The organism is Paenibacillus sp. PSB04 (assembly GCF_025809195.1).
Lineage (GTDB): Bacteria > Bacillota > Bacilli > Paenibacillales > Paenibacillaceae > Paenibacillus_AQ > Paenibacillus_AQ favisporus.
This window is the reverse complement of sequence record NZ_CP081301.1, coordinates 2,118,237-2,131,463: the sequence shown is the minus strand read 5'-3', so window position 1 is coordinate 2,131,463 and position 13,227 is coordinate 2,118,237. Positions and strand designations below refer to the sequence as shown.

Sequence of the window (13,227 nt, the reverse complement as noted above, 5' to 3'; positions counted from 1 at the left end):
CCATTCTCCTTAGCGGTAGCCAAGGGAAGCCAAATTGTTGTAACTCGTCTGCAGGCAGTCGAACGGGCTTGTCTGGCATACGTCCTGTTCGACCAGCAGATATTTTGTATTCGCTTGTTCAAGCGCTTTCAAAATTGCCGGAAAATTCATGTTCCCTTCCATGACGGGGGCCATCAGCTGCTGAGTCCCCTGGACGGCCATGTCCTTCAAATGCACGCAGTGAAGACGGTCCTTCAACTTGCCGATCCATTCGCATACGTCGGCGCCGGCCGCCTGTACCCAATATGTATCGAGCGTAATGCCCATCTCCTCCGGCGCGAAGTCCTCCACCAGCCGTTCAATGAGGCGCTTGCCGCCGATTTTTTCGAACTCAAAATGATGGTTGTGGTACATGAACAGCTTGCCTGCCTTGGCGATCCGCCCGGCCGCTTCCCGGAAGTCCTCCGCGAAATACCCGTACCAGTCGAGACCGCGGTATTTATCAGGCATCGATCCAATGCCGATGTAATCGCAGCCCAGAATATGATGCTCCTCGATGACTTGATCCGTTTCGTTCAGGATCCGGTCCGGGCTCGTATGCGTCAGCGCAATTTGAAGCGACAGCTCGTCGCAAATGGCGCGAAGCGTCTCGGGACGGATAGAACCGATAGCCGAAATCTGGACCGACGTATAGCCCATAGCCGCAATTTTTTGCAATGTTCGCCGAATATCTTTTTCCGTCTGGAGAAAGGAACGGACGGTGTACAATTGTGCGCCTAAAATCATGAAATATGGCCCCTCCTTCAAGATTTCCAAAAGTGCATTCTCCCCTTAATTATAGTCCCGGCACCCGGAATCGCCATTGTAAATCGAAGCCATAACATTGCAAATATAGCGGTCATTCGTTAGACTAAACCCAACATTGTTGAGGAGGCGAACGGATGCTGTACGCCAATATCCATACCGACTCATTGAATTTCCACCATGCAGCCGACCGGCGCAAGACGGACCAATATGCGCTGCACTGCCACAATTTTTACGAGGTGTACTATTTTATCGCCGGAGAAGTCAGCTATCTGGTCGAGGGCAAGCGCTACGTACCGGAACCGCACAGCCTGCTGCTCATCGCCCCTCACGTGTTCCACGGCGTAAAAATCGAAAGCGACATCCCTTATGAAAGGATATCGCTCCATTTTGTGCCCGGATTTCTTCCGCCCGAAAACCAGTCCGCCTTATTATCTCCCTTCCATCCCGATGATGGTCCGGCAGGGATCTATTACAAGGATGACGGTAACCGCGTCATGTTTACTTTTTTCAAGCAGCTGATGGATGCCCGGCACGCCGATGCCGCCATTCGCGATCTTGCGCTCCGGGTGCGTCTTGAGGCGCTGCTGTCGCAGATTCTAATCCACAGCTATGCGCTGAAAGGCACCTCGGATGCCTCTTCCTCCGGGCCCTCAGTCCCGCGGATTATTGCTTACGTCAACGACCATATCACCGAATCGGTCTCGCTCGACGATTTGTCCGCCGCCTTTTACATCAGCAAGCATCATTTGAACAAAATGTTCCGCAGAGCGACGGGCACAACCATCGGCAATTATATCATCCATAAACGGGTCGTGATGGCGCAGAACTTGATGCTTCAGGGGCATACCGCGAGTTCGGCGGCCGCCGCCGTCGGCTTCCATGATTATTCTTCCTTTTTCCGTGCGTATAAAAAGGTGCTGGGCTGCGCTCCATCGGCCAAACGTCATCCCATGCTGCTCCATTAAATCGCTTCAAGGGCTTGCAGCAGCTTACCCCCGGGTCAGCCAGCCTTCGGGAATGACGGTCAGGTCTTCCGGTTTCCGGTACCGCTGTCCGATCTCCCGGAAGCGCTCCAGCACGTTCGCGTCCAGCAGTCCCTGCCGGTTGGGAGCTCCGTTCAACAGAAAGGTCACGTTCTGGCGGTTGCAGTCCTGAATCATGTCCAGCGCCCAATCCACTGTTTTCAGCTCCCTGGTCGTATCCGTCGTTCTCCAGAACCAGGTTTTCGTTAACACGTTGCAGCTCGCGCCCGGTCCCACAAAGCCGTCTTCCACTTCCTGCCCTGCGGCATTTTCATAAAACACGACGTCCGTATGATTCAGGTTGGTCTCGCAGCTGATGTTCATCAGCAAGCACTGGGGCTGGAGCTGCTTGACCCATGCATCGATTTCCTCGAACGGAAGATTCTCGTACGAAGGGCCGCCCCAATGGGCGTTCCAGCCGTCAATAATGAGGAATGGAAGCTCGCCGTAGTTCGTCAGCAGCTCCTCAAGCTGGTTTTTAATGAACTGCTTATCCGCTGGCGTGCATTTTCTCCGGCCGATTTGGTGATGCAGGTCCAGCATGGAAAAATACAGCCCCGCCTCGATCCCTTCCGCCCGGAACGCGTCCAGGTATTCCTTGACGACATCCCGCTGACTCGCTGCGTTGCGAACGCAATGCTCCGTATGCTCGGTCGGCCACAAGCTGAAGCCTTCATGATGCTTCGCGGTCAATGCCGCAAAGCTCATCCCCGCCGATTTGGCGGCCTTCGCCCATTGCGAGCAGTCCAGCTGCTCCGGATTCCAGTCCTTCGGGTCGAAAGGGAACCGGCGGGGCTCATCCCCGTTCTCGTGATCGTATTCCCAATCGATAATGTCCGAATCGGCAAACTGAAACGTTGCGCTGTTGAAGTGGATAAACATCCCGAACCGCTGATTCACAAACCACTGCTGCCTCTGGATGAGTGCCTGTTGATCCATAACTCATTGCCTCCCTGACTTCACTTATATCATATAATATCTACCACTCTACAGGATCATTTCCCTTGACACAGCTGACAATGGCGACTTCTTATAGTACAATCTCTACATTCGTTTTTTTCGAAAAGGAGCTTTAGCGATATGCTCGTACTTGAACTCAAGGTGCCGCCGTTCCCGCTGCTGGCCGCGGTCGGCCATACGGTGTGGCAGGCGGGCGTGATGCACGCCGAGCGCCAATTCGAAGCCTTTGACCTGATCGTTTGCGCCAAAGGCACGCTATATATGGAAGAGGATGGGGTTTCGTATGATATCCGTGAGGGAACGATGCTCGTCCTGGAGCCCGGCAAGACGCACCGAGGCTGCCGTCCGACCGATCGCGAGACCGAGGTGTATTGGATCCATTTCGAATACCCGGCGGAGGAGCAGCCGGTTCTGACCGAGAAAAGCCACTGGCAACAGCCGCTGCTGAACCGGTCGGATCAGGATACCCAGGCCCAGCCGGGCCTGGTGGACATCCCCAAATTTGCCGAGGTGGATTTACGCACGATGGTGCCGATCCTGCAGGACATGCTGAAAGTGCACGGTATGCTTACCCCCTACGGAGTCTACGAACTGCACATGTTATTCGGCAGGTTCCTGATCGAGCTGCAGGGAAGCATGAGAAAAGGCAGCCCGCATGCCCGCTCGTTTTTCCTTGGAGAGCAGGTCGCAGCCTATTTGGCGGACAACCTTGAAGCTCCCTTCGACTCCGCCGGCATGGAGCGCGACCTGCATTACCATTTCGACTACTTGGCGCGCTGCCTGAAACAATATTCGGGGATGAGTCCGCTTCAATACCGGCATCATCTGCAGATGGAGCGGGCCAAGCGGCTGCTGGCGCATTCAGAGATGCCCCTGGTCAAAGTGGCCGAACAATGCGGATTTCGGGACAACAACTATTTTACGCGTCTGTTTAAACGCCAAACCTCGTTTACCCCCGGCGAGTACAGGAAACGGTATCAGGTGTTCCGGGTGGATTGAAATATTGGCTTGGTTTGATATACTAAATGAAAGCTGCACAAGGCTTTGCGTGCATATTTCAAAGAACGTTAACGAGAATCGGAGAATAATAATGCCGAAGGACTCAGCAAAATTGTTATATCAAATGATTAAGGACGACATCCTCGCCAGAATTGAAAATCATCAGTTCGAATACGATAAGCCGATTTGTACGGAGAAAAGCTTGTCCGAGCAGTACGGCGTCAGCCGCATTACCTCCAAGCGGGCTATCGAGGATTTGGAGCAGGCCGGCATCCTGTACCGCAAACGCGGGGTGGGGAGCTTCGTGCGGCGTATTCCTCTATCCGCTCAGCCGGCCAGCTCTGTCACTTCCCTTCCGGACGGGCTGCCACCGGGGAGGACCATTCCGGTCATCCTGCCTTTCGCCGTCAACCAGGGCGGTTTCTTCCGGATCGTTGAGGCCGCTACCGCGCGGCTGGACGGCGCCAATGTTCATTTGGCAATCCATATTTGCGAGCCGGATCCGGATAAGATGAGAAGCCTGCTGCTCCGGCTCTTTGCTCAAGACGTGGACACCCTCATACTGTATCCGGCAGGTAACGAGCTGCATTTGGACGTGCTCAGGAAGTTTACCGAGCAGGGCAAGCAGGTCATCATCCTGGATAAGCCGCATGATATTCCTTATTTAAGCAGCGTAGTCTGCGACAATTTCGGGGGCAGCTACCAGCTGACCCGGCATCTGGTCGATTACGGGCACCGCCGGATCGCCTACGTCTCCCGCTTCTCACCCCGTGACATGTCCAGCTTGTCCGCACGCTTCAGCGGGTTTACGAAATGCATGAACGACCACGGGCTCGAAGTGGTCTCCGAGTACGTCAAATTTAATGTCACGCCCGATTACCACATGCTGAAGCATATCATTAACGGGTTTTACCGGTCGGGCGTCACCGCCATCGAGTGCGAGAACGACGAGGTCGCCTTTAATGTGTACATGTGCTGTCTCGGTTTGTCGATCCGGGTACCTGAGCAGATGAGCATTACCGGCTTCGACAATATCGAGTGGGCGGTGACCGGCAGCGCGCAAATCACCACCATCGACCAGAATTTCAGCGTCATCGGCGAAACGATCGCCGACCTCATTCTGAACGGAGACCGTCGCCCCGTTATCACGACCGTCCCCGTAAGCCTCGTTCCCAGGGCATCGACCGGGCCTGCAACGGCGGATTAACGGAAGGAAGGCAGCGCCCAGGAGACGCGGTTTCCTAATCCCTGGCACAACCTTAAACGGCCCCTGCCGCCGATAAGCTTAACAGCTGACCGGTGTACAGGGGCCGTTTGTTTAAGCTAAGCCCAAATCTCTTATTCTTCGAACCGGCTGACCGACAGTCCGCCTACAGCAATGCGGCCGTGCCCGCCCGTCAGCCGGATTGTATTCTGCGTTCCAGGCTGCAGACGGACCGTGAACGACGCGATGCCCACCGCTTCCTCGCCGCTTCCTGTTCCGGGGGCGTTGATCAGCGTGTAATCATGGCCGTTGACCGTTAAGTTCAGCTTGGCCAGGGCTTCTTCCGTGCTGTAATGGATGTACAGTGCGGCCCGTCCACCGCTGCCACCGTCGACGCCGCCGAATTCGCAGTAAGCCCCATCGGCGTCCAGTCCTTGGACGACTGCTTCTGCCCCGGATCTGCCCGTAACTTCAGCACCGCCTCCAGTAGTGCTTACTGACGCCGCATAGTAGGCCGAAATTTCGGTTTCCGGCGCTTCACCGACAGGCTTGACGCTGTTCTTGGTCTGAACCACCGTTTGAATGGTCCCGTCATCGTTAAAATGCAGGCTGTCGATGCACACGCTGCGCAGGTTCCCGTGTCCTGAAATGTCCTGGTTATGATAGAACAAATACCACTGACCTTTGTACTCCACCACCGAGCCATGTGTCGTCGAGCAGCCGGTCGGTTCCAGGAAAATGCCCTGATAAGTCCACGGACCGAGCGGATGCCGGCTTGTCGCGTATCTCATCCGGTTGTTATCCTCCAGATTGTCGGCATAGGTAAGATAGTACAGTCCATTGCGCTTGAACACCCAGGCGGCTTCATGAAAGTCCTCCAGACCCGTCATGTCCTGCATCGAACCTTTGATGGACATCATGTCCTCGCCCAGTTCTCCGCCCTGGCATTTGCTGCCGCCGCCGTAATACATATACGCCCTGCTGTCGTCATCGACGAAGACGCAAGGGTCGATCATGGCGAAGCCGCCGAGCCCTTCGATATATCCTTGGTCGACAAAGCCGCTGGCCGGCTTATCGCTGGTTGCCACGCCGATTTTCCAGGTATCGTTCCAGTCCGATCCGCTCGGATGAGGATAATAGAAATAATACGTGCCGTCCTTGTAAGCGCAGTCAGGAGCCCACATAAATCCGCCTTCCGGGCGCCCCCAGGCCACGTCCCGTGAATGGAGAATCTCGCCTTCGTCGACCCAATTCACCAGGTCATCTGAGGAAAATACGTGATATGCGTCCATTAGATCGCATCCCCGCGGCGGATCGATATCATGGGAGGCGTATATGTATATTCTTCCGTCCTCCCACACATGGGCAGAAGGGTCCGCCGTATAAATGCTGGTGATGACCGGATTATGGCCGGCCGGTTTGATAAAGGCTTTCGGAATTCCCTGAGTGGTCATGGTATGTTCTCCCCTCATCTGTATGATATATCATACTTTGTTATTTGATATATATCTAACCACATTGTACACGGCGCCTCCCCATGCCGCAATACCGGATTTATCGCTCAGCTGACTTCCTGATCCGCACCCCGTTCAGGCGTCGTCCTCTCTTCCCCGCCGGGCGGGAGAATCGGATGACGGATCGTAATTTTGGTTCCCTTGCCTTCCTGGGTCTCGATCCGCAGCTGGTAATCAGGGCCAAAATAAATTTTCAGCCGTTCGTTCACATTGCGCAGTCCGACGCCGGATCTGCCCGCCATTTTTCGATTGCCGGCCGTATCGTTCAACTCCTTCAGCACCTCTTCCGGAATTCCCTTGCCGTTATCGCTAATATCGATGACCAGATCCCCCTCTTCCACGCGGCCGGAGAGGATGACCTTGCCCTTCTCGAAATTGCCGCGGATGCTGTGCTGGATGGCATTCTCGACCAAAGGCTGCAGCAGCAGGCGCATGAATGTCATATCCAGCATCTCTTCGTCAAAAAAATACAGCACGCGCAGCGGCATGCCGATGCGGGCCTGCTCGATCTGAACGTAGGCCTTCACCTGCTCGACCTCGCGTCCGACGGTCGTAATGTCTTTGCCCTGGTTCAAGCTGAGCCGCAGCAAATTACCGAGTGCCGATACCATCTCCCCAATATCGTTGCGCCCGTGGTTTTCCGCTTTCCAGCGAATCGATTCCAGCGTGTTGTAGAGAAAATGCGGGTTGATCTGGTGGCTGAGCACCTGAAATTCCAGCTCCCTTTTCGTTCGCTCGGCGCGCGTGGACTGCAGGATGAGATCTTCAATTTTCCGGACGATGCTGCCAAAGCCGCGGTACAGCCAGCCGATCTCGTCCTTACGGTTCTGATGCGGAATAAGCATGCTGAAATCCCCTTCCTCCAGCTTGCGCATCAGCCGGACCAACTGGAAGACGGGCTGGGTAAAATTCCGTGTGAGATAGATGACCACCCCAACGGCACATAGCATATAAGCGATCAGAAAAAAGATCAGCAGTCTCTGCATCGCCGTAATAGGCTCCGTCAAAGCGTGCATCGGTGTCAGACTGACGATCGTCCAGGGCAGGCTGTCCATGCGGACGAAGGCGATCAAATTTTTCTCGTCATAAATGGACAGCGTCTCGACGCCCTCCTTGCGGACATTCCGCATCGCCAGTAATTTGGGGGACGGCAGCTGCTCTCCGGTCCACTCGCTTCCCGCCGAATCGTATACAATTTTCCCCGTTTCGTCGACGATCAGGAATTTCTGCCCCTGCAGCCGTTTGGTCGGTGAGAAGAAGCGGCTGAAATGGTTATCCGCCAGATCGGCAACCACCAGCCCCCTCGGGGTCCGGTTATGCAGGCTGGTGAACGTTTTGACATAGGAGAGCAGCGGACCGCGGTTCGGCCCTCCATCCACCGACAGATGCCAGATCGGGAGCGTACTGTTCGCCGCGTTCTGAAACCAGTCTTCATTGCGGGTCGATGTCGTAACTTCCAGCGCCCTCAAGTAAGTGGGATAAGCTTCAGAATTCAGCGGATAGACGCGCAGCTGCAGGGCATCCATCTGCTTTTTCTTCTGGTACACAATGTTCAGGAGGTCCACCGAGGCCGACACTTCATCCTGGCTGCTGGCCGGCGGCTGCTCGAGCAAATCTTGCAGCTTCTTGTCTCCGATCAGCTCGTTCATCTGGTCGTTCAATTTTGCCAAGTATGCCTCCAGATTGATCTTGGACTGCTCCAGGTAGCTCATGGAGAAGGTAGCATTGGCCTGCTGGATTCCTTCCACCGACTTGGTATGTGCGTAAGCCGAGAATAAAATGAACGGAACGATCGTAATCGCGAGAAAGATCAGTATCATCCGGTTCCGCAGCGAGGAGGCCAGCCGGAGAAAAGACCTAATCATCCAGAATCCCCTGCAGGCGGCGGAATTCTTTGGGCGTAACGCCGACCAGCTTTTTGAACAGTTTCGTAAAATGGACCGGATCCTTGTACCCCACCTGATGGGAAACCTGATAAATTTTATATTTCGTATCACCCAGCATCTCTTTGGCCCTGGCAATCCGGACGCTCGTCAGTTCCTCGATGAAGGTGCGGCCCTTTTCTTTTTTGTACAGCTTGCTGAGCCAGATCGGCGTCACGTGAACGGCCGCGGCCACCGACTGCAGCGACAGATTTTCGGAGTAGCGGGTACGGATCATCTTTTCGGCCTCCTGGACGATCTGGCTGGAGGAGGTCGCCATTTTACGGAAGTCTCCCGCCAGGGACAGCAGCCGGCTCTCCACCTGATCCTGAAGCGACTGCAGCGTGTCGTACTGCTCCAATTGCTCCCACAGACCGATCGGGTCCTGCTCCCAGGACCGGTCGGGCCACCCGGCCGACGCGGCCGTACGATAAATTCCCATCAGCCATTTGAACAACTGCTGCTGGATATCTTTTAGATTGGGCAGCTCCCACGATTTGACCATATCCTCAAAGTCGCTCATGGATTCCGAAATGTCGGCGTCCGTTCCGTACTTCACCAGGTCAAGCACCGCCCCCGGCTCCCGGATCGTCAGCCTGCCGGCCTCTGCGGCTCCGTCCTCCACGCTGCCGGTGAAGACCCGGTTGCCCCCGCAGACCACCTTTTGCTCCAGGGACTCGGTGCAATCCACGTAGAGCTGATGCAGTTTGTTCAGCTCTTTGGGTGCGGGGCTAATCCCGATGCTGGCCTTGACCTTCACGAATTGGTTGATGCGAAGCAGGCAGGTCTCAGCGATGGTGCGGCATGAATCAAGCATCTCGGGATCGGGGCAGCCGATGACGGCCACCCACCGCTCGTGCGTATCCTTAAACAGGGCCGACGGCATGTTCAATTGCTCGGCAAGCGTATGGCTGACGACATTGCCGATGCCGAACAGGACAAGCTCCTTCTCATCCGGCATGCCCGGCCGGGCGGGAAGCGCTCTTAGGTCGTCCCCTTCAATGGCCATCAGCAGCAGCGGCATCCGGCTCATCCAGTCCAGTCTCAACGACTGCAGGCGGTGGGAGATGCGGGTCTCGCGGTACGGATCGTATTCGTTCTCCGCCATTTCACGCAGCAGCTCCTCCTGAAGCTTCGGCTCCGCAAACTGCACCTGGTACGTGAGGCGGTCTTGCGTTTGCTGCTGCAGCCGTTCCCGTTCGATCGCATCCACCGCTTTACGGACGATCCGCTCCAGTTCATCCAGTTTGATCGGCTTCAGGATATAGTCCATCGCTCCAAGCTGGATCGCCTGCTTGACCAGGCTGAAATCGTCGTAACCGCTGATCAGCACCGCTTTCCACAGGTAATCCGGTAAAGTATGCAGCTCCGCCAGAAACTCAAGTCCCGACATCCGGTTCATCTTGATGTCCGTCACGATCAGATTCGGCTGATGGCGACGGGCCATTTGCAGAGCCTCATCCCCATCCGAAGCGGCCATGACGGCGCTAACGCCGTATTCATTCCAGGGGACCCGCTTGCGGAGCCCCTCGCGAATTTCAAATTCATCGTCCACGATTAATACGCTGATCATAAAGGCATCCTCCCCTTGTCATGAATGTTGATGCTGTGCCGCCAGGAATTGGTCGACCTGACGCTGCACTTCCCGGATAATCGTATCCAGCCCATTATCTTGTTGCAGCATACGGTAATCCGACAGCGCCTTGGCGACATCCGGCACCATGCCGTACTCGATCGATTTGCCGTAGTCCTCATAGATCTGGTCGCGCTCTTCAAGCAGCGGACTGATCGACTGATCGTTCAGGAGCAGTCCCTCCACGGGGGAATCCACATTCACGGGCAGCTCCGCAAAGCGGGCTTCCTCCTTCCAGAAGTCCCCCGGGTACGTTTCGGTGGGGCGCAAAAATTGCGGTTTCCACAGCGCCCACTGTCCTCCCCAGTCCATGTAGTTGCTGGTGGAAAAGTTCAGGTTATCCGGGTACTTGACCTTCCCTCCGTCCAGCTCATAGGTTTTCCCCTGAATCCCATACACGACAAGATCAAACAACCTCTCGTCGGTCTCCAGCATATCAAGAAACCGCAGCACCAGCTCCGGATGCTCGGCATTCCGGTTGATGGCCACGACGTTTGCGATCGGGCTGCGGTTGACCGTTTTTTTGTCGGGGTACAACAGCGACATCTGCTGCCGGTAGCTTGCATCGGCAAAACCCGGATCGGCTGCATAGGCCCACTCGTGGGAAGTGAGCGTGAACAGCATTTTTCCGTTGCGCCATTGATCCGCAGCGTCTTCGGTATCGATCTTTGAATCGGGATTTAGAATCCCGTCCTCGTACCATGCCTTGCTCATGAAGGCGGCATCCGCGTAAAAAGGCTGATCTTCGATCGCCTGCACCTTGTAATGAGGGTCCTTCAGATAAAAACCGAGGCCGTGAAAGCCCAAGTCCACCCATTCGTCCCGGACCACATACAGGGGGAGCGCCGGAATCCGGCTCAGCTTCTGATTGGGATAGGCTTTCTTCAGGTCATGGAGAAGCGAATCGACATCCTCGGCAGTTCTTACCGATTCAGGATCGCGGTAAATTCCCGCCTTCTCCGCCAGGTCCACCCGCCATCCGGCATAGGGCCGCTGATTCATCTTGATCGACCAGGGCAAACCGACGATATCCCCGCCAATCGTGGCAGAGGGCAGGTTATGCTGCTGCCGGTAGCGGTCATATAAGTGGGGCGCGTACACCGGAAGAAGATCATTTAATCTCAAATAGGAACCCCGGGACGCCATTTGCTTAAACGAGCCTTCCGAATCGAAATTCAGGTCCCACCGGTCCCCTGCCGCTGCCATGACCAGCAATTTCCCCGAATATTCCGGCCAGGGAATGAAATTGACGGAAAATTTGACGTTCAATCCTTTGGTTTTGACGTAATCGCTCACGGCCGCCCAAACTTCATCCGTCGCCGCCTTTTTCTCGCCGCCGAAATAAAACTTTAGCGTCGCTTCCGGCTCGCCGGACGTGGCGGCCGGATCGCCGAAAAGAGAGGGGCCGTCCATGCGGACATCGCCGCCGGCCGCGCAGCCCGCCAGTCCGGATGCCAGTGTGATGCACAGCAGACAGGCGGCGAACCATCCCGGAATTCGCCAAAAGGACATAGTTACTCTTCCTTTCCGCATCTATTTTGTAACCGTTTTCACAAAAGAGTCCAAATGTATTGTGCGGCTCTCTCTTCGATCTACAAAGATTAATATAAACGAAGTGCTGTCAATGGACAATGGGACGATATTAAACAATCCCGTCATATATTGGCCGATGTGTCCGCCCACGGCAAATAGCCCCAACAAAGTGGAGCGATCGCTCTCTTATATCTTCAAAAAGAAAGCTGCCGGACTGATGTCTGCCCGGCAGCCTCCCCTCTCTTATTGCTTCAAGGTGGCTCTCACTTCCTGCGTTTTCTTGTTCCATGTCTCCGTTTCCGGAATGATGTCATTGATATCCCGGTCGCCGAAAATAATGTCGTTCAAGATGTTGTTATAGTTGTAGTCGTTCCATCCCGGCACGGTCAGGCCGGATTGGATCTTGGCGTTCTTCTGAGCGATCTTGACCGCCTCGATATTTTTGCCCTGCCAGATCGGAGCCTGATCGTAGTAGCTCGTCAGCTCGGGATCGATGACGGAAGCATTGGCTCCCTGGTCGATTTTCCACTTTTGGGCTTCCGGCGTGAATTGGAAGCTAAGCCACAGGAAGGCTTCCTCCTTATGCTTCGAACCGGACAGAAGTGCCAGCGGTCCGTAAATCGAATACCCCGGCTGGCTGACCTTGCCTTTCGGGAACGGGAGAACGTCCCAGTCGAATGTCGCTTTTTCCTTCAGGGTCGGCAGAACCCAGTCGCCGCCGATGGCGAAGGCCGTTTTCCCGTTGATGAAATCCTTCGTCACGTTGCCGCCTTCTTCCGCGGCTGCGTTGCTCTGCATCGACCCGTCCTTCGTGACCAGCTCCTGGAACCATTTCACGTCGTTCATGACGTCCGGTGTGCTGAGCATGCTCTGGGTCAGGTCTTCGTTCATGTATTGATGGTTCGCCGCATGGCCGTCAGCAATCGCTTTGGAGGACAGCAGGCGCATTTGGATTTCGGGCTGTGTCGTAATGCCGTATTCGCCTGCGCTCGGGTCGGTCACCTGCTTGGCGATGTTACGGAAGTCGTCGTAACTCCAGTCGTTTGCCGGCATATCCACGCCGTGTTTGGCCAGCAGATCCTTGTTCACCAGCACCCACATCGGGACGTCAACCATCGGTACGGCAAGCTTCTTGTTATTAAACATCATCGTTTCGAAGAAGCCGTCAGGGAATTTGGCGTTCTTGAAAATATCGCTCTTCTCGATGTAAGGCGTCAAATCTTCGATGAGATTGTTCTGCTCGAAGGTGATCAGATCGCTGTCGATCTCGGTCACGTCGGCAGGCGTGCCCGCTGCTTCCAGAGATGCGATGATTTCCATGATCGGCTGCGAATTGGTCACCGGTACCTGCTCAATGGTGATCCAGGGGTATTTCTGATGAAACAAGTCGTACAGCTCGTCATAGGTTCCGTTTTTCCAGGAAATGAATTTGAGCGTAACCGGGTCGTGCTTTTCCTCTGCTGCCGGCTGGTTTGGCGCAGGCGTGGGTGCAGGTTCATTGCCTGTTCCGGACGGTGAAGCGCTGTCATTATTGCTGCTGCACCCGGCAAGGGTGAAGGTCATGAGCATGACCATCGATAAAATGGATGACGCGATGCGTTTTCTTTTCAATCCTTATTCCTCCCCAATTTTATTTCATCGGATGCTGACGATA

General features: G+C 55.2%; 10 protein-coding genes. 3 read left to right on the top strand and 7 right to left on the bottom strand.

Annotated features, from left to right (window positions below):
• Positions 1–9: 9 nt before the first annotated feature.
• On the bottom strand, positions 10–765 hold the full coding sequence (locus K2F33_RS10050; protein ID WP_094599618.1) for a sugar phosphate isomerase/epimerase family protein: 756 nt from the start codon (positions 763–765) through the stop codon (positions 10–12).
• A 155-nt stretch (positions 766–920) separates the two neighbouring features.
• On the opposite strand from K2F33_RS10050, the gene K2F33_RS10045 reads away from it, so the two are divergent.
• The gene (locus tag K2F33_RS10045) at positions 921–1,751 is read left to right on the top strand and encodes a helix-turn-helix transcriptional regulator (RefSeq protein WP_089549063.1); all 831 of its coding nucleotides are present in this window, start codon (positions 921–923) and stop codon (positions 1,749–1,751) included.
• A gap of 24 nt (positions 1,752–1,775) precedes the next feature.
• On the opposite strand, the gene K2F33_RS10040 is transcribed toward K2F33_RS10045, so the two are convergent.
• Positions 1,776–2,747 carry an alpha-L-fucosidase gene (locus tag K2F33_RS10040; protein ID WP_076172917.1) on the bottom strand — a complete coding sequence of 324 codons (972 nt, stop codon included), beginning with the start codon at positions 2,745–2,747 and terminating at the stop codon, positions 1,776–1,778.
• Between the two features lie 141 nt (positions 2,748–2,888).
• Here K2F33_RS10040 and K2F33_RS10035 point away from each other — a divergent pair, with 141 nt between their 5' ends.
• Complete coding sequence (locus tag K2F33_RS10035) at positions 2,889–3,767, top strand: AraC family transcriptional regulator (RefSeq protein ID WP_263881568.1); 879 nt, start codon at positions 2,889–2,891, stop codon at positions 3,765–3,767.
• Positions 3,768–3,879: 112 nt separating this feature from the next.
• Entirely contained in the window at positions 3,880–4,974 is a 1,095-nt protein-coding gene (locus K2F33_RS10030) for a GntR family transcriptional regulator (RefSeq protein ID WP_263881567.1), read from the top strand.
• 131 nt (positions 4,975–5,105) lie between these two features.
• Here K2F33_RS10030 and K2F33_RS10025 read toward each other — a convergent pair whose 3' ends face one another.
• From K2F33_RS10025 to K2F33_RS10005, 5 genes are all read right to left on the bottom strand, one after another.
• On the bottom strand, positions 5,106–6,425 hold the full coding sequence (locus K2F33_RS10025) for a family 43 glycosylhydrolase (protein ID WP_263881566.1): 1,320 nt from the start codon (positions 6,423–6,425) through the stop codon (positions 5,106–5,108).
• A 107-nt stretch (positions 6,426–6,532) separates the two neighbouring features.
• The gene (locus K2F33_RS10020; RefSeq protein ID WP_076172913.1) at positions 6,533–8,350 is read right to left on the bottom strand and encodes a cache domain-containing sensor histidine kinase; all 1,818 of its coding nucleotides are present in this window, start codon (positions 8,348–8,350) and stop codon (positions 6,533–6,535) included.
• Entirely contained in the window at positions 8,343–9,980 is a 1,638-nt protein-coding gene (locus K2F33_RS10015) for a response regulator transcription factor (RefSeq protein ID WP_263881565.1), read from the bottom strand. The genes K2F33_RS10020 and K2F33_RS10015 overlap by 8 nt, the downstream gene beginning before the upstream one ends.
• A gap of 18 nt (positions 9,981–9,998) precedes the next feature.
• On the bottom strand, positions 9,999–11,552 hold the full coding sequence (locus tag K2F33_RS10010; RefSeq protein ID WP_263881564.1) for an extracellular solute-binding protein: 1,554 nt from the start codon (positions 11,550–11,552) through the stop codon (positions 9,999–10,001).
• Positions 11,553–11,816: 264 nt separating this feature from the next.
• On the bottom strand, positions 11,817–13,184 hold the full coding sequence (locus K2F33_RS10005; RefSeq protein ID WP_076172910.1) for an ABC transporter substrate-binding protein: 1,368 nt from the start codon (positions 13,182–13,184) through the stop codon (positions 11,817–11,819).
• Positions 13,185–13,227: the final 43 nt, after the last annotated feature.

What these genes read in the sequence shown, in the direction of transcription:
- K2F33_RS10020 (WP_076172913.1), bottom strand. Translation starts at nt 8,350, where the DNA reads ATGATTAGGTCTTTTCTCCGGCTGGCCTCCTCGCTGCGGAACCGGATG.
- K2F33_RS10040 (WP_076172917.1), bottom strand. Translation starts at nt 2,747, where the DNA reads ATGGATCAACAGGCACTCATCCAGAGGCAGCAGTGGTTTGTGAATCAG.
- K2F33_RS10015 (WP_263881565.1), bottom strand. Translation starts at nt 9,980, where the DNA reads ATGATCAGCGTATTAATCGTGGACGATGAATTTGAAATTCGCGAGGGG.
- K2F33_RS10045 (WP_089549063.1), top strand. Translation starts at nt 921, where the DNA reads ATGCTGTACGCCAATATCCATACCGACTCATTGAATTTCCACCATGCA.
- K2F33_RS10035 (WP_263881568.1), top strand. Translation starts at nt 2,889, where the DNA reads ATGCTCGTACTTGAACTCAAGGTGCCGCCGTTCCCGCTGCTGGCCGCG.
- K2F33_RS10050 (WP_094599618.1), bottom strand. Translation starts at nt 765, where the DNA reads ATGATTTTAGGCGCACAATTGTACACCGTCCGTTCCTTTCTCCAGACG.
- K2F33_RS10025 (WP_263881566.1), bottom strand. Translation starts at nt 6,425, where the DNA reads ATGACCACTCAGGGAATTCCGAAAGCCTTTATCAAACCGGCCGGCCAT.
- K2F33_RS10010 (WP_263881564.1), bottom strand. Translation starts at nt 11,552, where the DNA reads ATGTCCTTTTGGCGAATTCCGGGATGGTTCGCCGCCTGTCTGCTGTGC.